The 25,374-nt window shown below is 52.8% G+C and carries 26 protein-coding genes and 3 pseudogenes; 21 read left to right on the forward strand and 8 right to left on the reverse strand.

The window, feature by feature from the left end; all coding sequences use genetic code 11:
- The first annotated feature begins 166 nt into the window (after positions 1 to 166).
- Genes AC4EYZ_RS22440 through cobJ form a run of 3 tightly spaced genes read left to right on the forward strand, consistent with a single transcriptional unit; the run spans position 167 to position 2,264 of the window.
- Positions 167 to 796, forward strand: a complete 630-nt coding sequence (locus tag AC4EYZ_RS22440; protein ID WP_027957610.1) for a precorrin-8X methylmutase — start codon at positions 167 to 169, stop codon at positions 794 to 796.
- Complete coding sequence (gene cobI, locus AC4EYZ_RS22445) at positions 793 to 1,518, forward strand: precorrin-2 C(20)-methyltransferase (RefSeq protein ID WP_490204030.1); 726 nt, start codon at positions 793 to 795, stop codon at positions 1,516 to 1,518. The genes AC4EYZ_RS22440 and cobI overlap by 4 nt, the downstream gene beginning before the upstream one ends.
- The gene (cobJ, locus tag AC4EYZ_RS22450; protein ID WP_490204031.1) at positions 1,515 to 2,264 is read left to right on the forward strand and encodes a precorrin-3B C(17)-methyltransferase; all 750 of its coding nucleotides are present in this window, start codon (positions 1,515 to 1,517) and stop codon (positions 2,262 to 2,264) included. Before cobI ends, cobJ begins: the two co-directional genes overlap by 4 nt.
- Here the strand turns inward: cobJ and AC4EYZ_RS22455 are convergent.
- Positions 2,261 to 2,998, reverse strand: coding sequence for a cobalt-precorrin-6A reductase (locus AC4EYZ_RS22455; RefSeq protein WP_474193190.1), 738 nt, complete (start codon positions 2,996 to 2,998; stop codon positions 2,261 to 2,263). The two genes, cobJ and AC4EYZ_RS22455, sit on opposite strands and share 4 nt — an antisense overlap.
- On the opposite strand from AC4EYZ_RS22455, the gene cbiE reads away from it, so the two are divergent.
- The 10 genes and pseudogenes from cbiE to AC4EYZ_RS22505 form a co-directional block, all read left to right on the forward strand.
- Positions 2,997 to 4,205 carry a precorrin-6y C5,15-methyltransferase (decarboxylating) subunit CbiE gene (gene cbiE / locus AC4EYZ_RS22460; RefSeq protein WP_490204032.1) on the forward strand — a complete coding sequence of 403 codons (1,209 nt, stop codon included), beginning with the start codon at positions 2,997 to 2,999 and terminating at the stop codon, positions 4,203 to 4,205. The two genes, AC4EYZ_RS22455 and cbiE, sit on opposite strands and share 2 nt — an antisense overlap.
- Complete coding sequence (locus AC4EYZ_RS22465) at positions 4,202 to 4,585, forward strand: cobalamin biosynthesis protein (protein WP_474192833.1); 384 nt, start codon at positions 4,202 to 4,204, stop codon at positions 4,583 to 4,585. The genes cbiE and AC4EYZ_RS22465 overlap by 4 nt, the downstream gene beginning before the upstream one ends.
- Positions 4,585 to 5,388 carry a precorrin-4 C(11)-methyltransferase gene (gene cobM, locus AC4EYZ_RS22470; RefSeq protein ID WP_474192829.1) on the forward strand — a complete coding sequence of 268 codons (804 nt, stop codon included), beginning with the start codon at positions 4,585 to 4,587 and terminating at the stop codon, positions 5,386 to 5,388. Before AC4EYZ_RS22465 ends, cobM begins: the two co-directional genes overlap by 1 nt.
- A complete protein-coding gene (gene cobF / locus AC4EYZ_RS22475; RefSeq protein WP_474192830.1) occupies positions 5,385 to 6,149 on the forward strand; it encodes a precorrin-6A synthase (deacetylating) in 765 nt (254 codons plus the stop codon). The genes cobM and cobF overlap by 4 nt, the downstream gene beginning before the upstream one ends.
- A gap of 70 nt (positions 6,150 to 6,219) precedes the next feature.
- The gene (locus AC4EYZ_RS22480) at positions 6,220 to 6,660 is read left to right on the forward strand and encodes a YtoQ family protein (protein ID WP_342582739.1); all 441 of its coding nucleotides are present in this window, start codon (positions 6,220 to 6,222) and stop codon (positions 6,658 to 6,660) included.
- A gap of 560 nt (positions 6,661 to 7,220) precedes the next feature.
- A complete protein-coding gene (locus AC4EYZ_RS22485) occupies positions 7,221 to 8,606 on the forward strand; it encodes a hypothetical protein (protein WP_474192831.1) in 1,386 nt (461 codons plus the stop codon).
- Positions 8,607 to 8,705: 99 nt separating this feature from the next.
- The gene (locus tag AC4EYZ_RS22490) at positions 8,706 to 9,623 is read left to right on the forward strand and encodes a hypothetical protein (RefSeq protein ID WP_490204033.1); all 918 of its coding nucleotides are present in this window, start codon (positions 8,706 to 8,708) and stop codon (positions 9,621 to 9,623) included.
- A 55-nt stretch (positions 9,624 to 9,678) separates the two neighbouring features.
- Positions 9,679 to 10,137 (forward strand): hypothetical protein, encoded by a 459-nt coding sequence (locus AC4EYZ_RS22495; protein WP_490204034.1) that lies wholly within the window; start codon positions 9,679 to 9,681, stop codon positions 10,135 to 10,137.
- Between the two features lie 91 nt (positions 10,138 to 10,228).
- The gene (locus tag AC4EYZ_RS22500; protein WP_490204035.1) at positions 10,229 to 11,914 is read left to right on the forward strand and encodes a hypothetical protein; all 1,686 of its coding nucleotides are present in this window, start codon (positions 10,229 to 10,231) and stop codon (positions 11,912 to 11,914) included.
- A gap of 610 nt (positions 11,915 to 12,524) precedes the next feature.
- Positions 12,525 to 13,003, forward strand: a pseudogene (locus AC4EYZ_RS22505) (transposase); the annotation flags it as partial.
- Positions 13,004 to 13,039: 36 nt separating this feature from the next.
- Here the strand turns inward: AC4EYZ_RS22505 and AC4EYZ_RS22510 are convergent.
- Positions 13,040 to 14,056 carry an IS30 family transposase gene (locus tag AC4EYZ_RS22510; RefSeq protein ID WP_317998401.1) on the reverse strand — a complete coding sequence of 339 codons (1,017 nt, stop codon included), beginning with the start codon at positions 14,054 to 14,056 and terminating at the stop codon, positions 13,040 to 13,042.
- Between the two features lie 47 nt (positions 14,057 to 14,103).
- Here AC4EYZ_RS22510 and AC4EYZ_RS22515 point away from each other — a divergent pair.
- Together AC4EYZ_RS22515 and rho are read left to right on the forward strand one after the other, a co-directional pair.
- Positions 14,104 to 14,748 (forward strand): annotated as a pseudogene (locus AC4EYZ_RS22515) (IS3 family transposase); the annotation flags it as partial.
- Between the two features lie 557 nt (positions 14,749 to 15,305).
- A complete protein-coding gene (gene rho / locus AC4EYZ_RS22520) occupies positions 15,306 to 16,262 on the forward strand; it encodes a transcription termination factor Rho (protein ID WP_474193014.1) in 957 nt (318 codons plus the stop codon).
- A gap of 70 nt (positions 16,263 to 16,332) precedes the next feature.
- On the opposite strand, the gene AC4EYZ_RS22525 is transcribed toward rho, so the two are convergent.
- Positions 16,333 to 17,529 carry a DEAD/DEAH box helicase gene (locus tag AC4EYZ_RS22525; RefSeq protein WP_474193012.1) on the reverse strand — a complete coding sequence of 399 codons (1,197 nt, stop codon included), beginning with the start codon at positions 17,527 to 17,529 and terminating at the stop codon, positions 16,333 to 16,335.
- Between the two features lie 219 nt (positions 17,530 to 17,748).
- Here AC4EYZ_RS22525 and AC4EYZ_RS22530 point away from each other — a divergent pair, with 219 nt between their 5' ends.
- Together AC4EYZ_RS22530 and AC4EYZ_RS22535 are read left to right on the forward strand one after the other, a co-directional pair.
- Entirely contained in the window at positions 17,749 to 17,886 is a 138-nt protein-coding gene (locus AC4EYZ_RS22530) for a hypothetical protein (protein ID WP_474193013.1), read from the forward strand.
- Between the two features lie 106 nt (positions 17,887 to 17,992).
- Positions 17,993 to 18,400: a hypothetical protein gene (locus AC4EYZ_RS22535; RefSeq protein WP_490204296.1), complete on the forward strand. Its 408-nt coding sequence runs from the start codon at positions 17,993 to 17,995 to the stop codon at positions 18,398 to 18,400.
- 161 nt (positions 18,401 to 18,561) lie between these two features.
- On the opposite strand, the pseudogene AC4EYZ_RS22540 reads toward AC4EYZ_RS22535, so the two are convergent.
- The 4 genes and pseudogenes from AC4EYZ_RS22540 to AC4EYZ_RS22555 all read right to left on the reverse strand — a co-directional run.
- Positions 18,562 to 18,663, reverse strand: a pseudogene (locus tag AC4EYZ_RS22540) (hypothetical protein); the annotation flags it as partial.
- A gap of 135 nt (positions 18,664 to 18,798) precedes the next feature.
- The gene (locus tag AC4EYZ_RS22545) at positions 18,799 to 19,257 is read right to left on the reverse strand and encodes an acyl-homoserine-lactone synthase (protein ID WP_490204036.1); all 459 of its coding nucleotides are present in this window, start codon (positions 19,255 to 19,257) and stop codon (positions 18,799 to 18,801) included.
- Positions 19,254 to 20,416 (reverse strand): IS3 family transposase gene (locus tag AC4EYZ_RS22550; RefSeq protein WP_490203814.1). Its coding sequence is split into 2 segments (ribosomal slippage): positions 19,254 to 20,161 and positions 20,161 to 20,416, totalling 1,164 coding nucleotides; the frame shifts between segments, so codons are not numbered across the junction. Before AC4EYZ_RS22550 ends, AC4EYZ_RS22545 begins: the two co-directional genes overlap by 4 nt.
- A gap of 62 nt (positions 20,417 to 20,478) precedes the next feature.
- Positions 20,479 to 20,985, reverse strand: a complete 507-nt coding sequence (locus tag AC4EYZ_RS22555) for a hypothetical protein (protein WP_490204037.1) — start codon at positions 20,983 to 20,985, stop codon at positions 20,479 to 20,481.
- 214 nt (positions 20,986 to 21,199) lie between these two features.
- Between AC4EYZ_RS22555 and AC4EYZ_RS22560 the strand changes: the two genes are divergently transcribed.
- On the forward strand, positions 21,200 to 21,436 hold the full coding sequence (locus AC4EYZ_RS22560) for a hypothetical protein (RefSeq protein WP_490204038.1): 237 nt from the start codon (positions 21,200 to 21,202) through the stop codon (positions 21,434 to 21,436).
- A gap of 23 nt (positions 21,437 to 21,459) precedes the next feature.
- Here the strand turns inward: AC4EYZ_RS22560 and soxR are convergent, their stop codons facing one another.
- Positions 21,460 to 21,942, reverse strand: a complete 483-nt coding sequence (gene soxR / locus AC4EYZ_RS22565) for a redox-sensitive transcriptional activator SoxR (protein ID WP_041158577.1) — start codon at positions 21,940 to 21,942, stop codon at positions 21,460 to 21,462.
- A gap of 178 nt (positions 21,943 to 22,120) precedes the next feature.
- Here soxR and AC4EYZ_RS22570 point away from each other — a divergent pair.
- From AC4EYZ_RS22570 to AC4EYZ_RS22580, 3 genes are all read left to right on the forward strand, one after another.
- Positions 22,121 to 23,691, forward strand: a protein-coding gene (locus AC4EYZ_RS22570; protein ID WP_233926273.1) for an IS3 family transposase whose coding sequence is annotated in 2 segments (ribosomal slippage) — positions 22,121 to 22,574 and positions 22,574 to 23,691 — 1,572 coding nt in all. Because the reading frame shifts where the segments join, the coding sequence is not laid out codon by codon here.
- Between the two features lie 66 nt (positions 23,692 to 23,757).
- Positions 23,758 to 24,774, forward strand: a complete 1,017-nt coding sequence (locus tag AC4EYZ_RS22575; RefSeq protein ID WP_317998401.1) for an IS30 family transposase — start codon at positions 23,758 to 23,760, stop codon at positions 24,772 to 24,774.
- Between the two features lie 60 nt (positions 24,775 to 24,834).
- Positions 24,835 to 25,272 (forward strand): VOC family protein, encoded by a 438-nt coding sequence (locus AC4EYZ_RS22580; RefSeq protein ID WP_490204039.1) that lies wholly within the window; start codon positions 24,835 to 24,837, stop codon positions 25,270 to 25,272.
- The last annotated feature ends 102 nt before the right edge of the window (positions 25,273 to 25,374 follow it).

The raw sequence follows: 25,374 nt of genomic DNA on the forward strand, positions 1-25,374 counted from the left end.
CAGGGCAGGTTGTAGCGAGGGTCTTTTTCCACGGATGGAAAAAGTAGCGCCCAAGGATGGGTTCACAGCGCCCTCGCGTAAACCTGCCCTGGCACGGGTGTCTTGCAGACCAGCATGCAGACCAGCATGCAGACCAGCAGCGAATTAGTTTATTTGGAGAGTTTGGGTGCCCTATAAGTATGAAACCAGTGGCCCGGCGATTTACCGGGAGTCGTTTGCGATTATTCGCAGTGAAGCCGAGCTTGGCCGCTTTTCAGTGGAAGAAGAGACCGTGGCGGTGCGCATGATTCACGCCGCCGGGCTGGTGGAATTGGCCGCCTATATTCATTTTCAAAACGACGTGGTCAATAAGGCCCGTGCCGCGCTAGAGCAGGGCGCACCGATTCTCTGTGATGCCCGCATGGTCTCGGAAGGCATCACCCGCAAGCGGCTGCCCGCTGACAACGAAGTCATCTGCACCCTCAACGATGAGCGCACGCCCGGCCTCGCCCAGGAAATGGCCAATACCCGCTCGGCGGCGGCGCTGGAACTGTGGCGGCCACACCTGGAAGGCGCCGTGGTCGCCATTGGCAATGCACCCACCGCGCTGTTTCATCTGCTCAATATGTTCGAAGACCCGGCGTGCCCGCGCCCAGCGGCGATTATCGGCTGCCCGGTAGGCTTTGTCGGCGCGGCGGAATCCAAAGAAGCGCTGTTGGCTAACCCGGCGCTGCCCAGCTGTATCGTCCGCGGTCGTCTGGGCGGCAGCGCCGTGACGGTGGCGGCCATCAACGCCATGGCGGATCGCATCGAATGACCCAGGGAACGGTATACGGCGTTGGCCTGGGGCCAGGCAGCCAAGACTTGATGAGCGTGCGCGCCGACCGCCTGATACGCGGGGCGACCCACGTGGCGTATTTCCGTAAAAAGGGCCGCTGTGGCCATGCGCGCACCATCGTGGAGGGCATGATCCCCCCCGGCGCGATCGAGCTGCCCATGGAGTACCCGGTCACCACGGAAATTCCTTTTGACGACCCGCGCTACAATGAGCTGCTGGCTGCTTTCTATGAACGCAGCGTGGCCCAGCTCATCGAGATGGCGGAGGCCGGGTGCGATGTGGTGGTGCTCTGCGAAGGCGATCCGTTCTTCTACGGCTCCTTTATGCACCTCTATACGCGGCTGCTAAACCGCGTGCCGGTCTCGGTGGTGCCTGGGATTACCGGCATGTCGGCAGCGTGGACGGCCACCGGCCAGCCAATTACCTGGGGCGATGACATCATGACCGTGCTGATGGCCACGCTACCCGAAGACGCGTTGGCCGAGCGCATCGCCCAGACCGATGCGCTGGTGGTGATGAAGATTGGCCGCAACCTGGCCAAACTCCGGCGAGCACTGGTTCACGCTGGCCGCGAAGGAGAGGCGTGGCTGATCGAGTACGCCGCCATGTCGCAACAGAGAGTGCTGCCATTAAGTGAGGTTGGCGAGAGCGTGCCGTACTTCTCGATTGTGCTGATCCATGGCCACGGGAGGCGGCCATGAGCGGCTGGCTGAAAATCGTCGGCCTGGGGCCGGGCTCAGAGGCCATGGTCACTCCCGAGGTAACCGCTGCGCTGCAGGAAGCCACTGACGTGGTGGGCTATGTGCCCTACGTTAACCGGGTTGCGCCTCGTGCTGGATTGGTTCGCCACGGCTCGGACAACCGCGAAGAGATCCGCCGGGCGGAGCAGGCGCTACAGCTGGCGCTTGAGGGCCATAGGGTCGTGGTGGTGTCTTCCGGCGATCCCGGCGTCTTTGCCATGGCCGCCGCGGTGTTCGAGGCGCTGGAAGCGGGCGATGCCCAGTGGCGCGCGCTGGATATTCAGGTGCTGCCGGGCATTTCCGCCATGCTGGCCGCCAGCGCAAGCGTCGGCGCGCCGCTGGGGCATGACTTCTGCTGCATTAATCTATCCGACAATTTGAAGCCCTGGGCGCTGATTGAAAAGCGCCTGCGCCTGGCCGCGGAGACCGACTTCGCCATGGCGTTTTACAACCCGCGCTCCAAGGCGCGCCCGGCGGGCTTTGAGCGCACGCTAGAGGTACTGCGGGAAGCCTGCGGGCTGGATAGGCTGATCATCTTCGCCCGGGCGGTTTCCACCACGGAAGAGTCGATTCGCGTCACCACGCTAGGCGAGGCGACGCCGGACATGGCCGATATGCGCACCCTGGTGATTGTCGGTTCCCAGCAGACACGCTTGATCGAGCGAGCCGGGGCACCGCTGGTTTATACGCCGCGCTCAGCTGATTAAGCGTGGTCGCTGAGCCAGCTAAAGACGTCATCGATGCGATGAACTTCGTGGCGGGGTGGCAGTGCTGGCCGTTCGATCATCACAATGGGCAGGCCGAGGGTTCTTGCCGCGGTGAGTTTGGATGCCGCCCCTTCGCCGCCAGCGTTTTTACACACGATGCGCTGGATGCGCTGGGTTTCCAGCAGAGCGAGATCGCCTTCCAGTGTAAAGGGGCCTCTATCGATCACGGTGCTGACATCCGGCAGCGGTGGCGGGCTGGTAGGCTGGTCAACCAAGCGCAGCACGTAATGGTGCTGTGGCTGGGCGGCAAAGGCCGCAAGGTGCATGCGGCCAATGGCGAGCAGCACCCGCTGGGGCGGGCCAGCCAGGGTGCTGACGGCTTCATCGATACTTGCCACGCGTTGCCACTGGTCGCCGTTAACAGGTCGCCAGGCAGGCCGGGTAAGGGCAATGGCCTTTACGCCGCTCTGGGCCGCAGCGGCTAACACATTCGTGCTCATCTGCGCGGCAAAAGGATGGGTGGCATCGACGATATGGGTGATGCGCTCCCGGGCCACAAAGGCGGCAAGGCCGCTAACGCCGCCAAAACCACCAATGCGAGTAGGTAGTGGCTGGGGTTTAGGCGTGGCAACACGACCCGCATAGCTGAATATGGCGGGCAGCCCGCGCTTGGCAACCGCACTGGCCAGGGCGCTGGCCTCCGAGGTTCCCCCGAGAATTAGGATCTTGATCATGGTTGAGGTTAACAACACTCCCTGGCTGACCCTGTTAGGTTGGGGGGAGGGTGGCACACAGGCGCTAACGGCGGCAAGCCGCGCCGCACTGGAAAGTGCCGAGGTAGTGTTCGGCGCACGCCGTCATCTGCCCCTTTTGCCGCCCCTAAACGCCGAGGTGATTGAGTGGCCGGTGCCCTTTGCCGATGGCATTCCTGAACTACTCAATCAGCGTGGCCGCCGGGTGGTGATGCTGGTCTCCAACGACCCTTTCTGGTTTGGCGCGGGCACAACATTAGCGCAGCACCTTAGCGCTAGCGAGTGGCTGGCATTGCCAGCGCCTTCTACCTTCAGTCTGGCGGCTTCACGCTTGGGCTGGCCGGTGGAACACTGCACCTGCTTGGGTTTGCACGCCAAACCACTGACCCGCATTCGGCCTTACCTGCACGTCGGTAGGCGTTTGCTGGTGCTGGTAAGAGACGGCGAGGCGGTGGCCGAACTCGCCACGTTGATAAGCCGATTCGGCTTTGAGGATTCCCAACTAACGGTGCTGGAAGCCCTGGGCGGTGATAACGAGCGCATTCGCCATTGCCGTGTCGACGCCAGCTTGCCCCAGGATATCGCCCATCCAGTGGCGTTAGCGCTGGAAGTAGCAGGCAGCGGCCCCGCTTTGCCGCTGACCCCCGGCCTGCCGGATCATTTTTTTGACCACGACGGCCAGATCACCAAACAGACCGTTCGCACCATGACTCTGTCGGCGCTGGCCCCCATGCCCGGCGAGCGGCTATGGGATATCGGCACTGGTTCAGGCTCTATCGCCATTGAGTGGCTGCTCGCTCACCCGGATAATCAGGCGGTGGGCTTTGAGCAAAACGCTGAACGGGCAGCGCGAGCGCGCAGCAACGCAGAGAACCTGGGCGTTGATTGGCTTGAGGTCAAAGAGGGCCGCGCGCCAGAAGTGTTGAACGATACGCCGCTGCCGGAGGTGGTATTTATCGGCGGCGGGTTATCCCAAGCGCTGTTGGAAGACTTATGGCAGCGCCTGCCCGAAGGCGTGCGCGTCGTCGCGAATGCCGTCACCCTGGAATCCGAAGCGCTGCTGGCGCACTGGCAGCACAAAGCGGGTGGCGAACTGCTACGGCTGGAGTTTGCCAACGCCACTCCCATTGGCACCCGGCGGGGTTGGAAGGCCAGCTACCCGATTGTTCAGTGGCGGGGCGTTCGATGAGCGCGCAGGCGTTGCATGTCGCCGGATTTGGCTTTCGTCGCGAGGCCACGCTTGCTTCGCTCGGTCAGGCGCTTGATCATCTTGCTGACCAATACGGGGCAATCGATAAGCTGGCGGCGGCTCGCTCCATGCTGCCGTTAGTCGAAGAACTGGGCCGACTGCGATGCATCGAGGTTATCGCCGTAGTGGACGCCGAGCTACAAACGGTGACAACGCTGACTTATTCAGCGCAAAGTTTGCAGGCGCGGGGCACGGGCAGCGTTGCCGAGGCCGTGGCGCTGTTAGCGGCGGGCCCTGGGGCAACGCTGCTAGGGCCAAGAATAATCTCACCGGATCGGCAGGCCACCGCCGCGTTGGCGTTAGCAGAAGGAAATAGATAATGACCGTACACTTCATTGGCGCCGGCCCCGGCGCGCCGGATCTTTTGACGCTACGCGGGCGGGATTTAATCGCCGCCTGCCCGGTGTGCCTGTATGCGGGGTCATTAGTGCCGGAGCAAATACTCGAACACTGCCCGGCAGGAGCGCGGGTGATCAATACCGCTCCGCTCTCGCTGGATGACATCATGCAGGAGATCAGCCGCGCCCACGCCGAAGGCCAGGATGTCGCCCGGCTGCATTCGGGGGATCTCTCGGTATGGTCGGCCATGGGGGAGCAGTTGCGCCGCCTGCGCGAGCTGGATATCCCCTACAGCATTACCCCCGGCGTGCCAGCCTTCGCGGCAGCCTCGGCAACCTTGGGTCAGGAGCTAACGCTGCCCGGTGTCGCCCAGTCAGTAGTGCTCACCCGTACGCCCGGTCGGGCCAGTGCCATGCCCAGCGATGAGACGCTAGCCAATTTCGCCCGCACCGGCGCCACGCTGGCCATCCATCTCTCTATCCATAACCTTGCCCAGGTGGTCGAGAGCCTGACGCCTTACTATGGCGAACAGTGCCCAGTGGCGATCGTGTGGCGGGCAAGCTGGCCCGATGAGCGGGTGGTACGCGGGCGGCTAGCCAGCATAGAAGCGTTGATCGATAACACCATGCAGCGCACCGCGCTAATTCTGGTGGGGCCGGTGCTGGAGAGCGACGACTTCCAGGAGAGCAGCCTCTACGCCGTAGGCTACGACCGCCGCTTTCGCCCCCAGTCGGCGGATTCGCCTTTTGCCACGGCAAGCCAAGACCAAGAGAGCGAATCATGATCACGCTGTCGCTCATAGGCATCGGCACCGGCAACCTCGATCACGTCACCCTGGCCGCCGTGCGCGCCCTCAATAACGCCGATCTGATCCTGCTGCCCCGCAAGGGCGAGGCCAAGTCGGATCTTATCGACCTGCGCCGCTTGCTCTGCGAACGACTGTTGGAAGAACCGGTGACCACCAAGATCGTCGAGTTTGATCTCCCTAGTCGTGATGGCCGCAATGATTACCTGGGCGCGGTAGACGACTGGCACGCTGCCATCGCCAGCGTCTGGGCGCAGCTAATCGATGAACACCTCTCCAACGGCGGGCGGGTAGGGATGCTGGTATGGGGTGACCCCTCGCTTTACGACAGCAGCCTGCGCATTACCCAGCGCCTAAGCGCTGCGGGTAAGCAGGTCGATGTAGAGGTAGTGCCGGGCATCACCAGCCTGCAAGTGCTCACCGCCGAACATAAGATCCCCCTCAATGCTCTCGCCGAGCCGGTACAGATCACCACCGGCCGCCGCCTGCGCGAGCGCGGCTGGCCAAGCGATGCCGCCACCGTCGCCGTAATGCTGGATAGCGGCGGGGCCTTTGCCTCGCTCCCGCAAGAGGACACTTACATCTGGTGGGGCGCCTACCTGGGCATGGATAAACAGTGCCTGATCAAAGGCTGGCTAAGCGAGGTCAGTGATCAGATCATCCAGCGCCGGGGAGAACTACGCGACACCCACGGCTGGATAATGGATATTTATCTGCTGGCCAAACAGCCTCTGCTATAGTGCTGGTATTAATATGGAACGATTTTCCATAAAATGGCGCTACTGACCAACTAGTATTTGAGGAATAGCCATGAGCTTTTACGTTTACTTATCCGGCGAGATCCACACCGACTGGCGCGATGAAATCCAGCGCGGCGCTGACGAAGCAGGCCTGGATATCGTGTTTACCGCACCGGTAACCGACCACGCCGCCTCTGACGCCGCCGGCGACCACCTGGGCAAGCCGGAAAATGGCTTCTGGCGCGACCACCAGTCCTCCAAGGTCAACGCCATCCGCACCCGCACCATGATCGAGCAAGCGGATCTGGTCGTTGTACGCTTCGGCGACCAGTACAAACAGTGGAACGCCGCCTTCGACGCAGGCTACTGCGCAGCCCTCGCCAAGCCCTACATCACCCTGCATAGCGAAGATATCGTTCACCCGTTGAAAGAAGTCGATGCCGGTGCCCAAGCTTGGTGTACCACCACTGATCAAGTTGTTGAAACTCTGCGTTACGTTCTCAAAGCGTAAATCCAAGGCGCCTCCCACAACCTTGCCACTGCACATCAGTGGTGTTGAACCGGTGTTGTGGGAGGGCGCTTCAGCGCGCGAAGACCCCTCCCCATAAACAATCCAGCCCAATATGGTGTCAGGCCACTATTGCGAGTTCGCTTCGCTTACCACGCACTACAAAAACCCTAAAATCAAACGATTGCACACTTTAGCACGGCGTAACGCTTGGCGAGGAACGAGCCAAAAGGCATCCGCGAAGGCACCTCTAGCTGCTCAAAAGCCTGCTCCAGCTCAATTTTTCTGCAAAGTCTCGTGACCTAAGCCAATTTTATGAATAGAGTGTAATTAGAACTTTAAAAATAACGTGTATTTGAATTTTAAAAATACTGTCAAATTGTTTTTAATTTTATTAAATATCAGGTGGTTAGGGGTGTTTCGGCACGCGCGATAAGAGTGTTAAATAGTGCGGCGCGTTTATTCAATATCAGAACGTGCAGTCTAATCACTGTTAGCCACCATAGAGCATCGGCGCGGTATTCAAGAGCGCGACGTTGGTTAACTTGCAGTCGGAGTCGAAAATGTCTCGTAAGTGCATAATATGCGGCGATCCCGCAGGATCAAGAGAGCATCTATTTCCTGCGGCCTTTGGTGGTAGAAGAGTCAGTAAGAAAATATATTGCGAAGAGCATAACAATGCGCTTGGTATTCATGTTGTGGCACTTCTTGACGCGCTGGAATACTTTAATGCCGCCCTTGGTGTTCGCTCTGATCATAGACGTTCTCCAAAGCCGTATGAGGTTGAGCTGGAAACAGGAGAGCGTTTTCATGTATTGCGCGATCAGTTCGATATCGCGCCACCGCGTCCCCTTCGAGAGACGCCAGAATTAGTGGAGCGGTCTGCAACATTGAAATTTTCGAGCAAAGCCAAGTTCTATGAGTGGGCTGAAAATCAGCGGCGAGACGGCTATCAGGTTCAGAAGATTTCAGAGTCTAAAGTCGAGAAACAGTACTTTACTGGGCCAATTAAGTTGTCAATGGAGTTTGGGAGCGAGGAATTCCGCCGCGCCATTGCGTATCTTGGATTAACGTATCTAGCGCACTACTATCCCGCTGCCGCCGTACAGAGCGGACTCCAATCAACCAAGTTATGCGTCCTTGGAAAGGAACCGGTCGAAGACCGGGTTTGGTGGGCGGATCCACATAAAATTACCTCCTGCGTCAGTGATGAATTTAAGGCAACTCATTTCGTTACGGTCGTGATTGAGGAAGGCGGAAACTCATATGCACAGGTGGGCTTTTTTGGAAATCTATGTTTAACGGTTAGTCTTGGTTTGGTGCAGGGTGTGCAGCCAGAATGCGTAACCACCTATATCAACTCAACTGCAGAGTCAGCTGCTCCGGACATAGACGTAAAAGTGAACCGTGAGCTCGGAGGGGAAATTCATCTGGGGTCGCCTGAACAAAGTAAGGAGTATCTTTCAAAGGTAATAGGCGGCGAAATCGCCCACCCAGTGTCTCAGATACTTAGAGCGCTTGACGATGCACATCTCAATGCTCAGGTAGAAGACATACGTCGGAGGTTAGATAATGCTCAGGGGCAACCCAAAGACGTCAGAGAAAATGTTTTGGCGGAAATTGTTGATGAGCAAGGGCAGCGGATATTCAATCATCTGCATAAAGGAATTTCGGAGTTAATCGAAAGAAACCTAGATTTTCCTGCTCATATTCGGGCCCAGCTTGTCCAGTTGATCGCGCCGGATTCGGATTCGCCGAGTGGGCTATCGGATGCTGCGCTGACTGCCTTAGAGCGGGGAAAGGTCGGCCTCTCCAACGAAATTTCACGTCTTCAGGAAAAGGGTCAACTTACAGATGAAGCGCTGAAATTGCTACTTGCTGGTGGATCTGGCTGCGCTGCCGTTTTGAGGCCAGTGCTTGATGACTTTCAGGCATCACCGCCACAGTAATTGTCGAGGTGGCGGCTAACAATTCGCTGCAGACCGACGCCCCTGACGGGCCGCAGCCTGAACTCAAACGTTAGGCAGTAAGGAATTGAGACATTAATAATGGACATTTCAGAAGCTACATTATCGCATTTTAGAGACTTTGCCTCATTTCATATAGATTTGAATAAGTATGTGAAGCTCTCGGTGGCAGCTCTTCATCACTTATCGGGTATAAGTAATGACTCCAAGGAATTATCTGATCTTATTGCCGAATTAATTAAAGGGGCAGGTGAGCGATGGTACCCCACAAATTATGTTGACCCACATCACGAAATCGAAGATTTAAAATTTCAACTTACCGAATCAGCTTTAATGAGGGTTTATTCCTCGTTTGAAGTTTTTTTAGGAGAAGTTTCAGGTTCTTATAGTGAGTACAAAGTTAAAAATCCTGTTGAGGTAGATTCAGAATTATATGGTTTAACAGCGACAAAATTGTATGCAGCATTTGACTGGGACACGAAAAATATCGAATACCTGCTGCCTGTTTATCATTTTTATAATGTTGCACGACATTGTGTAGTTCACCAAATGGGAAAAGCCAACAAAGAGCTGATTGAGTTGTCAACTTCAAGTGATTTTCTTGATGCAATTGAGAATTGGCCAACAGTCAATCCTGGAAAACAATTGTCACCACCACCAACAGTCAAAGACAATCAAAAAATTGATTTGAGGCCTCATCACGCCATAACGTACTCTGATGTGTGTTTTCGCCTAGCTTCAGATGTAAATAGAAAATTAATTGAAATGGTTGGCTACGAATATATTGTACGATTTGTAGCCATCGAAAGAATATTGAAAAAAGATACTCTTGATTATCCACCATGTAAGGATTCATATTATTATCTAAGATATATACTAAAAGAGGAATATAAAATTAAGAATGTCGAATTCCCTTTAATTAAGGAAGTGCTAGAAAAAGAAGGAATCAGACAGAAATGTTATCACAAACATGCTTCGATGCTGGCACGTGGTGCCTAGCAAAGCATTGCAGCGGTCAAGCCGCTGAATGCGGCGTTATGTTTAAGGAAATTCCGTGGATGTTTTGACAAATCTTGCTGTTAGCGTCACTTCTGGCGTCATAGCTGCCTTCCTGGGTGCATGGTGGGCTATAAGGAAGTTCTATGCCGAGCGTAACTGGGAGCGCCGTGAGCGGGCATATGAAGAAATAATTTATGCACTTTATGATATTGCACGTTACTGCGCGATCCAGAAGGAAGACTATGGCCAAGGTACCGGACTATCAGCAGAGAAAGAGCATGAACTCCAAATCAAATATATGTCTGCTTACTCATCCGTGAATAAATCAATCGATATAGGCAGCTTGTACATATCTTCTAACGCTAATAGGATATTGCAACTGTTACGTGAACGCCGAAAAGTTAACTATGAAGGCGAGCCCGCATTTGAGGTGTTCGAGCATGAACATAGCATACACAAAGAGGCTCTGGATTCGTTTTTAATAGTGGCTCGTAAAGAGCTTCATATTAAATAAACATAACAAATAGCATTACAGAGACCGATTTTCCGCCGCTTCGCGGCTACAAATCAGCCGCAAATGCGTTATGCGACCATGAGGAAGTGAGATGACGCTGGCTCTTGTCCGAAATGAGCTGAACCGTTTTTTGAGATCCCCTGATGCTGAAGTGCTAGCGCTGCGCGGCAAATGGGGAGTAGGTAAGACGTACAGTTGGAATCAAATTCTCATAGATGCCAACCAACGCAATGAAATTTCACGTGAGCGCTATGCGTACCTTTCTCTGTTCGGAATAAGTTCACTAGACGAGTTGAGATTCTCGCTCTTTGAGCAATCAATTGACCGTCAACTCATTGGGAGAGAACCAACATTAGCCACATTTCGAGACAACGCTACACAACTCTCGTTGTCGCTTGGACGAAAGGCCTGGAAGCTGGCTAGCTCGACACCGTTTATGAAGTCCGTATCACCTGCACTTGAGGCGGTATCTTTCTTCTCAATTCGCGATACCTTGATCTGTTTAGATGACCTAGAGCGGCGTAGCAGTTCACTTTCGGCACGTGATGTTCTCGGCTTGGTTTCTCTGCTGAAGGAGCAGAGAAACTGTAAAATTATTCTTTTGCTTAACGACGGAGAAGATGGGCTCGAAGACTTTGAAAGATACCGGGAAAAGGTCGTAGATATAGAGCTTCTCTTTGACCCGACTGCGATGGAATGCTCAGGAGTCGCGTTTGCTGGCGCGGCCCCTTTGTATCAATCGATAGGCGAGCTGAGCCAAAAGCTCGATATTACAAATATTAGAACCCTGAAAAAGATTGAACGGTTGGTGCGACTGGTTGAACACAAACTGAACGACTTGGAGCCGGAGTTATCTCATCAAATTTTGCATTCTTTGGTACTGTATGGATGGTGCCACTACCGTGCAGGTAGCAAAGAAATTCCACCGTTGGAATATGTTCAAAAGATTGGGTATGCACTGTTCGGCCTGGGTGAAAAAGAGGGGTGGACAGATGAAGAAAAGGCTTGGAACAGGAAGCTTCAGGACTACGGTTATCAAGTTACTGATGAATTAGATGAGGTGCTCGCTAAAGCTGTTAAGACTGGATACGTAGTCGATGCTGACTTCGAAAACGCCGCAACGGAAAAAAACTCTCAGGTAATAGCACAAAAAGCCACAGGATCCTTTTCGGAAGCTTGGCGCACGTACCACGACAGCTTTGATAATGACCAAGAACGCGTAATATCTACGCTTTACGAGAGCTTCAAGGTCAACGCCAAGTACATCACGCCATTAAATTTGAACGGTACTGTGCGCCTATTTCGAGAGCTTGGAGAGGAAGCGAAGGCTGATGAGCTCATCAAATTGTATATTGAGACTAGGGCTGATGAGCAGGAATTATTCAACCTCAACGGCTACGCCTTCTCGGGAGATATTTCTGACAAAAATGTCCGAGATGCCTTTGAAAAGGCTTACCAGGGCTCTGTGATACGTGAATCACCGAAGTCGGTACTTCTGCGTATAACCGGCCAAAATGGCTGGAACGATAAAGATGAAATTGTGTTGGCAGAGACAACCGCTGACGAATATTACAAACTGTTCATGTCTGAGTCTGGGGGGCACCTTTCAAGCATAGTCAACACGTGTCTTAAATTTGGCCAGTTTTTGAATGCGACCGAACGGCAGCAGCAGATAGCTAAAAATGCAAAGGAGGCGTTGGTGAGAATTGGCAGAGAAAGCGCAATCAACGCTCGCCGCGTTCGCAAGTTCGGGGTGGACATTGACGGCGGTGCATAACAAATCGCTGCAGGTCACGTTTGACCTGCCATGCACTTTTTGCTGTCGAAAAAGTGCGCGCCGCCTCAAACGCACCTGCGCTTAGGCGTTACGTATCCGTGTAGAAGCTGCCCTTTGCAGGAGTTGAAAGGAAAATTAAAGATCTGAACAAGAAGCTACAGCAGTACAGTCCATGCTACTCGGAAGATGATGGGCTGAGGTCTAATGGTGGCCCTGTCCAGATATTTGAGCTTTTGGACATTTCTTAGGTTGATGCAGAGTCTGGCAGGTTGGAAGATGGGTCTGGTAGACCATGGTTGAAATTCGGGAAATCCGATGATTCTTCGAAATTCATTCTCATCGAAATCACATCCGATGCCTAGACCTCTAGAACCAACGCACAAGTGCATCAGTGCGCGCTTGGCGGCGCAGGACGCCAGCTTCGCTGCCGCCGCTTTGCACGGTGTTATGAACTGCCCAGTAAGGAGATCTCATGGTAACCAGAGAAAGCATGAAACTTTGGATAATTGCATGTCTTCAACAGCGAGGAGGTAGTGGTTGGCCCGACGTCATCCCCAGATTGAGTAGCGCTACACTTTAGAGTCCGATCCTATGGGTAAGGAGATGGGACATGAAGAAGCGTTTCAGCGAAGAACAGATCATTGGTTTCCTGGGCGAAGCAGAAGCAGGACTGCCCATCAAGGAGCTGTGCCGTCGGCACGGTTTCTCTGAAGCCAGTTACTACCTATGGCGCAGCAAGTTTGGTGGCATGAGCGTACCCGATGCCAAGCGACTCAAAGAACTCGAAGCCGAAAATGGACGCTTAAAAAAGCTGCTCGCCGAATCACTACTGGAAATGGAGGTCACTCGCGAGGCGCTGAGAAAAAAGTGGTGAGTGCCGCTGCACGCCGCGACTTGGTGCGCTTCATGGTGTCACGTGGTCTAAGCGAGCGCCGGGCGCTCCGTGTCATCCGCATGAGTGCCAGTGCATTGCGCTATCAAGCGGCCCCTGACCGCAACAAGGCTCTGCGTGAACGTATTGTTGCCTTGGCACACCGGCATCGTCGCTATGGCGCTGGCATGATCTACCTGAAACTGCGTCAAGCCGGTGAACAGGGGCGGATGCAGACTCTGAGTGCAACACACTCACTGGATGGTTGATGGGCTTTCATGGTACTTGGTCATCAGCTCGCTCATCACTTCTATCGGACATTTAAACCCAAAGCGTTTTCGAGGTCGCATATTTAGCTCAAAGGCAATGGCGTCTAGCTCTTCCTGGCTATGCACTGAAAGATCCGTTCCTTTCGGTAAATATTGACGGATTAGGCCATTGATATTCTCATTGGCCCCCCGCTGCCAGGGGCTATGGGGATCGCAAAAGTAAATCGCAACACCGGTTTCTTGAGTAATTTTTGCATGGTGTGCCATTTCACGCCCCTGATCATAAGTCATGCTTTTTCGAGCGGTGGTCGGCATTCGGTTCAGGGCAGCACTAAAGCCTGCGACGGCGGATGTGGCGGTGGCGTCATCCATTTTTGCGAGTATCAGATAGCCACTACTAAGTTCTACCAAGGTGCCTACCGCAGACGCGTTATTCTTACCTTTAATCAGATCGCCCTCCCAGTGGCCGGGCATTTCACGCTTACTGACCTCGGGCGGACGTAAGTGAATGCTGACCATGTCAGGGATCTGTCCACGTCGATCCACTTCGCCACGGCGAGGCTTGCGTGTGGTTTTACCTTGTCGCAAGCAGTGAATCAGTTCCTTGCGAAGGTGGCCAACAGGCAAGGCATAAATGGCCGTGTAGATGGTTTCTCGGCAGACGTAGGCATCGCGCAAATCAGGTAGTTTCATCATTTTGAGCTTGCCGCTAATTTGTTCAGGAGACAAGCGTTGTCGCAACATATAAACGATGAGGTCAAAACGCTCCGTGCCCGGCACAAGCTTCTGTGTCGGGCGACAGGCAGCTCGACGCTTTTCTCGCTGACGTTGAGCGTGCCGGGCACAGTAACCGTTCTGGGCTATTTGGTTACGGCGTATTTCACGAGAGATGGTTGAAGGAGCTCGCCCTAAGAGCTGGGCAATATGCCGAAGGCTCATCCCTTGGGCTTGACCCACTTGGATGCTGGCACGTTCTTCAATGCTGAGTTCGAGGTAAGACATGGGACAACACCTTAGCGAAATGCTCAGGTGTTGCACTCAATTTCTGCGGCCAAGAGGTCAATCATAAGCGCGTCGAACGTCTCTACAGCGCCGCTCGGTTGCAGGTGAAGCGCCGCAAGCGTAAGAAGGTGCCTACGTCTCAGCGTAAGCCCCTCGGTCGCCCTTGTGCCGCCAACCAGGTCTGGTCGATGGATTTTGTGTTTGACCGTACGGCGGAAGGCCGCGTGATAAAGAACCTCACCGTTGTTGACGACGCTACTCATGAAGCCGTGGCTATCGTGCCTGAACGTGCCATTGGTGGGTTGTCTTTAACACGGATACTTGACCATCTGGCTTTACAACGCGGGCTCCCTCACGCCATTAGTACGGATAATGGCAAGGAATTCTGTGGGCGGGCAATGCTGGCGTGGGCGCATCTACGTGGCGTTGCCCTGTTTTTAATCGAACCTGGAAAACCCAATCAAAACGCCTACATCGAATCGTTTAACGGGCGCTTTCGAGATGAATGTCTGAATGAGCATTGGTTCACCAGTCTTCATCACGCCAAGGTTGTCATCGAAGCATGGCGGCGGGAGTACAACGAAGAAAGACCGAAGAAAAGTCTTGGTGGGCTGACCCCTTCAGCCTATGCCGAGCAACTGGCGGTAAAACACGATAAAGTTACTTCTGACTCTAAACCCGGCTGCTACTGAAGATGGGGTGACGTCGGGCCTCGTGAGGTTTCAAAATATGTTTGGGACAATCACGAAGCAGAGCTCAAAGCTTCTGGCGATCTTTTGTATACGTGGCAGTATGATATTCGATGGGCTGCTCAGCAGTTAAGAAATGATGGCGTACTTAAACCCGTAAATGGACGACGCGACTTACCATGGGAATTGGTGTAAATAAGCCCACAAGCTTATAAAAAGCGCCAGCTCAAATACCCACTGCGGCGCTGGACTCGCAACAAATGCTCTCCTGTGTGGCCGTACGTTGAGGCTGTATAAAAGCCCCACTGACGCCTAAGCTTTAGTAGGATCGAGAAAAAAGACGAGGAGTGGTCAGTAAGCCGCGCTTCAAGCACTACAATCACGATCAGAACGCCATGATGAAGACCAACTACTAAGATCAGCTCCAACCCGATCCCTTTGCGCACAAGTTAGACTTATCCGTTTTCCATGCCAAGTACTGCAACAATGTGACCAGTCGGCTGACCTATGATGCAGCTATTTTAATAAATTCAAGTTATTCAAGGCGATCCACCAATATTATGGTTAGAAAAACACTAAGTCTGAAGACGAAAAAACAGGTAGATGCCAAGCCCGCTGACGAGGTTGAAGATCAATTCACTGATGATCCCGAAAAACGTTTTTTAAATGGCGTTGCTATTCATCCTTCCCCACGCATCTATTTAGAGCCTGGCTCTCAAGAGCGTACTGTACGAGCGATGGATTTGATTACGCCCATTGGGATGGGGCAACGTGGGTTGATTGTGGCGCCGCCAGGCTCTGGCAAAACGACGATGTTAAAACATATCTGTCAGGCCGTGGCCGAGGCTCATCCGGAAATAAAGCTGTATGCCTTACTGATTGATGAGCGCCCTGAAGAAGTGACCGATTTTAAGCGCAGTGTGTCGGCAGAAGTACATGCATCGTCTTCAGACGAAACCTACACGCACCATGTGCGTATGGCCGATAAGCTACTTGAGACGGCGCGTACGCAAGCAGGCGAAGGTCATAATGTGATGATTGTGATCGATTCTCTTACCAGGCTCTCGCGGGTTCATAATGCAGAGCAGCGAGGCAATGGTCGCACTATGTCGGGTGGGCTGGATTCTCGCGCAATGGAAATACCGCGAAAACTGTTTGGCGCTGCGAGGAAGATCGAAAACGGTGGTTCGCTCACCATTCTGGCCACAGTGCTGGTGGATACGGGAAGCCGTATGGATCAGGTGATTTTCGAGGAGTTCAAGGGCACGGGCAATATGGAACTCGTCTTATCCCGGGATGTGGCCAATCAACGGATTTTCCCGGCGATAGATATTACCAAAAGCAGCACCCGTCGCGAAGAGCTTTTGATTGATGCAAAAGATATTGAAAAGGTAAGGACATTGCGTAGAGGTTTGACAACGCTTAAGCCAGTAGAAGGCGCCCAGAAGTTGTTTGCGTTATTGGATAAGTATCCCACTAACGCCGAGTTATTGGATGCGTTTTTACCAGATTCGTGAAATATCTATAATAAAGAAGCTCACCTTTGATTTTTTAAGAATACAGGGAGGTGAGCTTGTTGGGTAAGGTTTAACGATTACTTTGTTTGTTATAATTCAAGTTTGATTCAGGTACTGCTTTTCGAACCGGAAAGCCTGCAATCTCTTTGCGCTCAATAATGCTTTTTAACCGTCTTTCAATGGCGCATAGATTTTTAAAGTCACTCATGTCGACTAAAGAAATGGCTTCGCCTGAGGCACCTGCGCGGCCGGTTCGGCCAATGCGGTGGATGTACTCTTCTGGCTTAAAGGGTAAATCATAATTCACCACACGGCTCAGTTCGCCAATATCCAAACCTCGCGCGGCAACCCCCGTGGCGACCAAGTACTTTAATTCGCCGGTTTTGAACTGAGCCAGAATCTTTTCGCGCATCGCTTGGCTTCTATCGCCATGAATGGAATCCGCTGTGATGCCGCGTTTTTCCAGTTGAGCAACAAGCTTGGCTGCATTGTGTTTTTTCTCGGTAAAAATAAGCGCCTGATCCCACTTTTGTTCGTTGATCAAGTGGCTCAACAAGGCGGATTTCGTGTCTTTATCGACGGTGATTAGCCATTGTTTGACATTAGCGGCGGCTCGGACGTTTGGAGAAATGGATATTTCAGCCGCGAGATCGGTCATCTTGCTATCTGAAAAATCGTAGGCGAGGGCGCGAACGTCGTCAGTCATTGTGGCCGAGAACAGTAGGTTCTGACGGTCTTCAGGCAGGCGTTCTATGATTTTATGGATATCGTCGACAAAACCCATGTCGACCATTCTGTCCGCTTCGTCCAGTACCATGACTTTAAGTTCATCAAAGTGCAGCGCACGCTGATGTGCCAAATCAAGCAATCTGCCCGGCGTGGCGACCAGAATATCTACTCCTTCGATTAGGCGCTCTTTTTGAGCTGCGGTATCCACACCGCCATACATCGCCATCGAGGTTAGGTGCGTGTGCTTGGCGTATTGAGCCACACTGGCTTCGACCTGAACCGCTAGCTCACGGGTCGGCACGAGAATCAGCGCACGTGTGCGCTTGCCGCGTAACGTCCCTGCATTGCTGAATCGCTCTAGCAGAGGCAGAACAAAGGCAGCGGTTTTACCTGTGCCTGTCTGTGCGGTGGCGATTAAGTCGTTACCCGAAAGAATGGCAGGAATCGCTTGTTCCTGAATGGGCGTTGGCGTTTTGTAACCTAGTTCGGTAATCGCTTGAACAAGAGGACTGGATAATCCTAGTTTTGAAAATGGCATTAGGAGCTCTGACCGATGGTCGTAAGGTGTGTCGAAAATGAAAAATGGTTCAGTCTAGCGTAAAAGCAGCCGCTCGTTGCTCGAACAGGGCAATTAGCTTCATAGTGCTGAGCGGCGACTTTTGTGATGAAATTAAAGGCATTCATTAAATGAATGGTAAGTGATGCTTTATAATACGCGAATAATGGTTAGAATTAGCCTTGAAATTGGAGAGATAACATGGGTGATATAGGATTCATTTTTGGAATGATGGGAATGTCGATGGGCATTTTGGGGTTTGTTTTTGGCATCATTTCATTTTCTAAAATTGTTAAGCTCGAGAAAAAATTGGCGAAAGCGGAGTCTCAGGGTAATTGAAGTTAGATCGTGAGTGAGCGAAATAAAAATGCAATTAAATTCGCTCATTTAAGTCGCTGCACGCTTGTTCCTCGCACCGTTATGGCAAACGTTAATCAATATGCAAATGAATCCCATCATTCAAGAAGAAATATCCGGCTGTGGCATCGCATCATGCGCTACTCTTGCGGGCATTACCTATGCGCAGGCCAAAGAGACAGCCAACGCCTTGGGTATTTATGCCGAAGACACAGCGCTTTGGTCAGACACCGAGTACGTCCGTAAGCTTTTGCGTGCTTTGGGTATCACGGCTGCCCCTACGGAGACGCCATTTGATACCTGGGAGAGCCTTCCAGATAAAGCACTGTTGGCGATCAAATGGCGCATGGAGCAGGGCAGACCTTTCTGGCATTGGGTGGTGTTTATTAGAAGTGAGCGGGAAGCCGTGGTGCTGGATTCCAAAAAAGCCCTGAAAACAAACACCCGTCGCGACTTTGGGCGCATCAAGCCCAAGTGGTTTATCCGTATAGATTAAGGCTCGATAGCTATTATTGAGGTCTACTATCAAGGTCTATGAGCTAGCGCTTGGTTCTTGCTAAGCTCTCGCTTTCTGCTCTGCCTGATCCAACAGGACTGGCCCGCTACCTGATTCCGCCAACTTGTCGTCCGGGTTATAGAGCGGGCAACTGGTCATGCTCAGGCAGCCGCTGTGGCTGTCTCAGTTACGCTTGCTGCATCCATTAATGAAGGTGCAGTGACGGAAACAGGTGAAGCGGCGAAAGAATACCGAACACTGGAAGATAGCGGGGTAGGGAGCCTTCCATCTTGTGCTTATTCCATTGTTCCTTTTCGATCTTTTAACCCTTGTAGACACCGTTTGGTGTAGCACGGTGTATCAGGATAAAGAAGCATTGAGGTAATATGCCCCTTTGCCTAGGTACCTGCATCGGATGAACCGAAAGTACTGTGGAGCGATTGCTCAGGAACTCCGATCCAACATGCAAAAAGAGGATGTCCGCCGATGAGCATTGGTGGTCCTGCCCTATAGGCGTGAACACCTGCCCTGCTTAGCAGCCGTTCTACTCCGATTGGCGATACCGTAATAAGACGCCGCACCCCCCTAAGCTTGGCCTGGGATAGTGCTTCATGTAACAGAGCTAACGTAATTGGCGAGGAGAATTGATGTGTAGATCCAGCATTTGCAGATTCAAGATCTACTGCCGCGAAGCGGGATAGCTCCCATATGAATGGTGAGTTCGGTGCCGGTAATGTTCCCATGAGTTCTGGGAATATTTCACCTAACAAATATGGTTGTGTTGTCGGTAACAGTCGTGCCGTTCCCACCAACTCACCATCATCTCGGAGAGCGGCAAGATATAGTGTAGTGGTCAACTAATCCCGGACAGTAATTTAAGATTTTCCTCAGCCACAACGGGAGGCATGCCACCGTTAAACGAATGAGGGCGCTGCTGGTTGTAGTAACCCATCAGATATCCACTAACGTCTTTCTTGGCCTCAGGTAGATTTCGATATCCCAAAGCCGGTATCCACTCCGATTTCAGGCTCCGGAACAGCCTTTCCATCGGCGAGTTGTCCCAGCAGTTGCCACGTCGGCTCATGCTTTGTTTAATTCGATAGCGCCAAAGTCTTTGGCGGAACTTGCGGCTTGCATACTGACTACCCTGATCGGAATGGAACATGACGCTCTTTGGCTGACCACGTTGCTCCCAAGCGTGATCCAGCGCTTTCACAACAAGATCTGCATCTGGGCTGGACGAAATGGCCCAGCCAACAACACGACGAGCATAAAGATCCAACACAACGGCAAGATAGCTCCAACGCTGGCCACTCCAGATATAAGTGATGTCACCACACCAGACCTGATTGGGCTGGTCTGGTATAAATTTGCGGTCAAGATGGTTCGCAATATCAGGTCGCTCAACGGTCGCCTGCTTGTAAGCATGAGGGCCCGGCTGCTTACAGATCAACCCCATTTCGCTCATCAAACGCCGAACCTTGAAACGACCAATGGTGACGCCTTCTTCGTTGAGCAAACCCTTGATCGAGCGGCTACCAGCTGAGCTGCGACTCTTTTTGAAAAGGCGGTTTACCTGAGCTTTTAAGGCCAGACGCTCAACATACACGCGGTGCCGCCGCTGGCGGTACTCGTAGTAACTGGAGCGGCTAATATCAAACGCGTTACAGACCATTTCAACAGGCATTTGCTCACTCAACTGGTCTATCAGCGCGTACGATTCATGTCGTCCGACATCAAGAGAGCAGTAGCCTTTTTTAGGATGGTTTTTTCCATCTCAAGGCGTTTGCAGCGAGCCTCAAGCTCCTGAATACGCTGCTGTTCTGGGGTTAACGCTTTGCCCTTAGGGGTTACTCCCTGACGCTCGTCCGCAAGCTGGTGAACCCAGCGTCGGAGGGCGCTTTCACCGACACCCAACGAGGTACAAGCTTGGGGATAGCTGTACCCTTGATCTAGTACTAGGCTGGCAGCTTCCTGCTTAAATTCAGGCGAAAAAGTACGTCGTTTCTTGGTCATCAGACACCTCGCTTATGGTGGCAATATTACCACCTACGTTGGTGTCCGGTTTTATTGAACCACTACACAGGTGTAATGGGAAGGTATGGTGAACTTGCCCGACAAGGGTTCCAAAGGCCAGCATCTTGCAGAATCCAGCCACGGCTAATCAATTCGGCTACCAGAACCTCGCCTTCTGAAACAACCATATCAGGAGATAGATAAGTCTCAATGTCGCCGTGTGGCCAGCACAACGTGTCGTTGTCATTTACCACCCATCCTTGTGTAGTCAAACACAACAGAATTTCTCGTACCGCCTTAGTCGAAGTGAGAGTTTCAAGTATGGACAGCGGGAGAGGCGGTGCCACGGAAACCTTACCATCTTTACCCAATGAATATGAGGAGCTGATTCCCACTCCTCCAGGATCAACTTCTTCCCACCCGCTGGACTTTAATAGGTCTATAGTCTCTATCCTTTGTGTCTGCGAGTTGCAAGCGTCTAGCAAAGCGGCTGGGATGAACTTCGGCTCGTGAACATTCAAATGCTTGGGTACCGCTCCAACGGGAGCCGCCGTAATGAACATCTGCATTGATTACCCCCTATCTCCAAATTTCACATCGACTCTTACTGCACTGAGAATGCCGCAGGATGATGGGTTGTTTCCTGCTGGTGCTTTAGGTCATTTAATCCCTCGGTCTTCAGTGACAACAACTACCCCTCCAGGTAGGTACGTCTAAGCTATCTATGCCGAAGACACAGCGCTTTGGTCAGACAGCGAGTACGTCCGTAAACTCTTGCGTGCCTTGGGAATCACGGCTGCACCTACGGAGACGCCATTCGATACCTGGGAGCGCCTTCCAGACAAGGCGCTGTTGGCGATCAAATGGCGCATGGAGCAGGGCAGGCCTTTCTGGCATTGGGTGGTGTTTGTTAGAAGTGAGCAGGAGGCATTGGTGCTGGATTCCAAGAAAGCCTTGAAAACAAACACTCGTCGTGACTTCGGGCGCATCAAACCCAAGTGGTTCATTCGTGTAGATTAATGCTTGAGGGCTGCTAATAAGCGCTATGAGCTAGCGCTTGGTTCTTGCTGAGCTCTCGCTTTCTGTTCTGCCTGATCCAACAGGACTGGGCCGCTACCTGATTCCGCCAGCTTGTCGTCCGGGTTGTAGAGCGGGCAACTGGTCATGCTCAGGCAGCCGCAGCCGATACAGCCTGCCAGGTTATTACGCAGCTTTTGCAGATAAGCAATCCGGCCATCAAGCATCTGCTGCCAGTTTTTTGAAAGCTGTTGCCAGTCTTCAACCGTCGGTGTGCGGTTATTGGGCAGTGATTCAAAAGCTCGCTTGATCTCATCCAGGCTCACGCCGACTTTCTGCGCGGCTTTAATCACCGAAATCCGCCTTAGCACTTCCGGTTTGTAACGGCGCTGGTTGCCCGCATTGCGCCAGCTTTGGATCAGACCTTGTTGCTCGTAAAAGTGCAAGGTGCTGACTTTAATGCCGCAGCGCTTTGCCACCTTGCCAACACTCCAAATTGCCTCTGCCATCACGCACTCCTGAATCTTTTTTGCCATTTTTTTCCAAAAACAGCTTTACCTCAAGTGAAGTTGAGGTTTTATCTGCTTGGCCGCAGAAATTGAGTGCAACACCCCCCCTCTGTCAGCCTTGTTGTCCGGTTGGTGATATCGCCTAAATCTAATCCAGAGGGAGCGGCATGGAGTCCTTGTGCCACGTTATTCTGCAGAGCGTAAAGCAGCCGTCCTGAAGAAGTTGTTACCACCCCATAATCACAGTGTGGCATCGGTAGCAACAGAGGAAGGCATCTCTGACGCGACGCTGTATAGTTGGCTAAAACAGTGTCGAGTAAAAGGAGTGCCTGTGCCGGGTTACACCCAAGGCGACAGCGAATGGTCGCCCGACGCCAAGCTCGCCGTGGTCATCGAAACCGCCACCCTGTCAGAGGCGGAGCTTGGCGCTTACTGCCGCGAAAAAGGCCTTTATCCCGAGCAAATTCAACAGTGGAAAGCGGCTTGCCTCGAAGGCGCTGGTCGGCAAGAAGATCAGGAAAAAGCGGCGCAAAAGCAACGTAAAGAAGACCGTAAGACCATCAAGCAACTCAAAGCGGAAGTGCGACGCAAAGACAAGGTAGTGGCAGAGACGACGTCGTTACTGGTGCTCTCAAAAAAGCTCGACGCCTTGTACAGCGAAGATCCCGACAGCGGCGAGGACGACTAACGCCGCTCGACGAACGTGCAAGGCTTATCGCGCTATTTGACGAAGCGGTTATGGGGGGCGCTTCCCGCTATCAAGCAGCCGATATTATCGATGTAAGCGAGCGCACACTAAAGCGTTGGCGATCTGAGTGTGGCACTGTTGTTGAGGATCAGCGTCCACAGGCGGCACAAGGGAGGCAGCCGCATCAGCTGACGCATGAGGAAAAGCAGACCATTTTGAACACGTGTCATCGTCCCGAGTATCAGAGCTTGCCGCCGTCTCAAATCGTGCCCTTACTGGCAGACAACGGCGTCTATCTGGCCTCCGAATCGTCGTTTTATCGGGTCTTGAAAAAGCATCACCAGCAGCATCATCGTGGCCGTACGAAAGCACGCCGCACAGTACCCGCGCCGACCAGTTTTACGGCGACAGGGCCGAACCAGGTTTGGAGCTGGGATATTAGCTATTGCGCCTCCGTTGTACGAGGCCAGCACTGGTATCTCTACCTGATCATGGATATCTACAGCCGCAAAATCATTGCCTGGGAAGTTCATGAGACGGAATCGGGCGACTTGGCTAAACAGCTGATGGAGCGTGCATTATTGCGTGAGAAATGCTGGCATCAGCCGCCGGTGTTGCACTCGGATAATGGCGCGCCGATGACGTCCTATACGCTCAAAGCGAGGTTAACCGAACTAGGGATGTTGATGTCTTACAGTCGACCGAGAGTAAGCAACGACAACCCTTACTCGGAAGCGCTGTTCCGTACCGTCAAATACTGCCCAGCATGGCCCACCAAGGGCTTTACATCGCTGAGCGCGGTACGAGAATGGATGTTGGTGTTCGAGCGGGCTTACAACGAACAGCACCTTCACAGTGGCATCCAATATGTCACGCCAGCTGACCGGCATCGTGGCGTTGATCGAAAACGCCTTGAACGTCGTAAAGCGGTTTATGAAAGCGCTAAGCGTCGCTATCCGAAACGCTGGTCGGGCAGCACCCGAAACTGGGAGGTCACTGGTTCAGTGTCGCTTAACCCAGGGAAAGTGCAGGAAATCGAGCGTAATAAAAAGGCTGCTTAAGTGCAGCCATTTGGACAACTGGGTTGAAAATCACCGCACCTGAGCATTTCGCTAAGGTGTTGTCCCATGTCTTACCTCGAACTCAGCATTGAAGAACGTGCCAGCATCCAAGTGGGTCAAGCCCAAGGGATGAGCCTTCGGCATATTGCCCAGCTCTTAGGGCGAGCTCCTTCAACCATCTCTCGTGAAATACGCCGTAACCAAATAGCCCAGAACGGTTACTGTGCCCGGCACGCTCAACGTCAGCGAGAAAAGCGTCGAGCTGCCTGTCGCCCGACACAGAAGCTTGTGCCGGGCACGGAGCGTTTTGACCTCATCGTTTATATGTTGCGACAACGCTTGTCTCCTGAACAAATTAGCGGCAAGCTCAAAATGATGAAACTACCTGATTTGCGCGATGCCTACGTCTGCCGAGAAACCATCTACACGGCCATTTATGCCTTGCCTGTTGGCCACCTTCGCAAGGAACTGATTCACTGCTTGCGACAAGGTAAAACCACACGCAAGCCTCGCCGTGGCGAAGTGGATCGACGTGGACAGATCCCTGACATGGTCAGCATTCACTTACGTCCGCCCGAGGTCAGTAAGCGTGAAATGCCCGGCCACTGGGAGGGCGATCTGATTAAAGGTAAGAATAACGCGTCTGCGGTAGGCACCTTGGTAGAACTTAGTAGTGGCTATCTGATACTCGCAAAAATGGATGACGCCACCGCCACATCCGCCGTCGCAGGCTTTAGTGCTGCCCTGAACCGAATGCCGACCACCGCTCGAAAAAGCATGACTTATGATCAGGGGCGTGAAATGGCACACCATGCAAAAATTACTCAAGAAACCGGTGTTGCGATTTACTTTTGCGATCCCCATAGCCCCTGGCAGCGGGGGGCCAATGAGAATATCAATGGCCTAATCCGTCAATATTTACCGAAAGGAACGGATCTTTCAGTGCATAGCCAGGAAGAGCTAGACGCCATTGCCTTTGAGCTAAATATGCGACCTCGAAAACGCTTTGGGTTTAAATGTCCGATAGAAGTGATGAGCGAGCTGATGACCAAGTACCATGAAAGCCCATCAACCATCCAGTGAGTGTGTTGCACTCAGAGTCTGCATCCGCCCTGCCATTTCACTTAACGCAAGGAGACTCTTATGTACTTGGAACACGTGAATCTGGTCGTTGATGATATGGATGCCATGCTGGATTTTTACCGCGCCGTATTCCCGCATTGGCGGGTACGCGATGAAGGCCATGGCGAGTGGTATGGCAAACCGCGTAAATGGGTGCACTTTGGTGATGATGAGCATTATCTGGCATTAAGCGATCATGGCGAAGGGGCGAATCGCGATTTGAAAGGCCACAGCGTTGGCTTGGCCCATTTTGCCTATGTGACCGATAACCTGGATGCCGTTGTGGCCAGGTTGAATAACGCGGGTTATGCCATTGCCAAACCAGGAGCTGTAGAGCCGTTTCGCAAGAATGTCTATTTTGTCGATCCGACCGGTTTTGAAGTGGAGTTTGTCGAATACCTGAGCGATATCCCGGCCGAGCGGAATTTAAACCGCGATGCTCAGCAAACAGCAACGTAGGAGAGATAGACAATTAGCGGTGTTTGGTAGTCAAGCATGCTCTTAATAAGCAGGGGTATGTAAGCAATAACGAGCCAGAAAGTCTCTTTTTTAAAACTAGAA

The sequence above is a fragment of the Vreelandella sp. 162(4c) genome, assembly GCF_058152265.1.

Coding starts and splice junctions, on each gene's coding strand:
- AC4EYZ_RS22530 (WP_474193013.1), top strand. CDS start 17,749: ATGGGTGATATAGGATTCATTTTTGGAATGATGGGAATGTCGATGGGC.
- AC4EYZ_RS22490 (WP_490204033.1), top strand. CDS start 8,706: ATGGACATTTCAGAAGCTACATTATCGCATTTTAGAGACTTTGCCTCA.
- cobM (WP_474192829.1), top strand. CDS start 4,585: ATGACCGTACACTTCATTGGCGCCGGCCCCGGCGCGCCGGATCTTTTG.
- cobJ (WP_490204031.1), top strand. CDS start 1,515: ATGAGCGGCTGGCTGAAAATCGTCGGCCTGGGGCCGGGCTCAGAGGCC.
- AC4EYZ_RS22575 (WP_317998401.1), top strand. CDS start 23,758: ATGTCTTACCTCGAACTCAGCATTGAAGAACGTGCCAGCATCCAAGTG.
- AC4EYZ_RS22535 (WP_490204296.1), top strand. CDS start 17,993: ATGAATCCCATCATTCAAGAAGAAATATCCGGCTGTGGCATCGCATCA.
- AC4EYZ_RS22485 (WP_474192831.1), top strand. CDS start 7,221: ATGTCTCGTAAGTGCATAATATGCGGCGATCCCGCAGGATCAAGAGAG.
- AC4EYZ_RS22525 (WP_474193012.1), bottom strand. CDS start 17,529: ATGCCATTTTCAAAACTAGGATTATCCAGTCCTCTTGTTCAAGCGATT.
- AC4EYZ_RS22510 (WP_317998401.1), bottom strand. CDS start 14,056: ATGTCTTACCTCGAACTCAGCATTGAAGAACGTGCCAGCATCCAAGTG.
- rho (WP_474193014.1), top strand. CDS start 15,306: ATGGTTAGAAAAACACTAAGTCTGAAGACGAAAAAACAGGTAGATGCC.
- AC4EYZ_RS22500 (WP_490204035.1), top strand. CDS start 10,229: ATGACGCTGGCTCTTGTCCGAAATGAGCTGAACCGTTTTTTGAGATCC.
- AC4EYZ_RS22480 (WP_342582739.1), top strand. CDS start 6,220: ATGAGCTTTTACGTTTACTTATCCGGCGAGATCCACACCGACTGGCGC.
- AC4EYZ_RS22580 (WP_490204039.1), top strand. CDS start 24,835: ATGTACTTGGAACACGTGAATCTGGTCGTTGATGATATGGATGCCATG.
- AC4EYZ_RS22465 (WP_474192833.1), top strand. CDS start 4,202: ATGAGCGCGCAGGCGTTGCATGTCGCCGGATTTGGCTTTCGTCGCGAG.
- AC4EYZ_RS22555 (WP_490204037.1), bottom strand. CDS start 20,985: ATGCAGATGTTCATTACGGCGGCTCCCGTTGGAGCGGTACCCAAGCAT.
- cobF (WP_474192830.1), top strand. CDS start 5,385: ATGATCACGCTGTCGCTCATAGGCATCGGCACCGGCAACCTCGATCAC.
- soxR (WP_041158577.1), bottom strand. CDS start 21,942: ATGGCAGAGGCAATTTGGAGTGTTGGCAAGGTGGCAAAGCGCTGCGGC.
- cbiE (WP_490204032.1), top strand. CDS start 2,997: ATGGTTGAGGTTAACAACACTCCCTGGCTGACCCTGTTAGGTTGGGGG.
- cobI (WP_490204030.1), top strand. CDS start 793: ATGACCCAGGGAACGGTATACGGCGTTGGCCTGGGGCCAGGCAGCCAA.
- AC4EYZ_RS22455 (WP_474193190.1), bottom strand. CDS start 2,998: ATGATCAAGATCCTAATTCTCGGGGGAACCTCGGAGGCCAGCGCCCTG.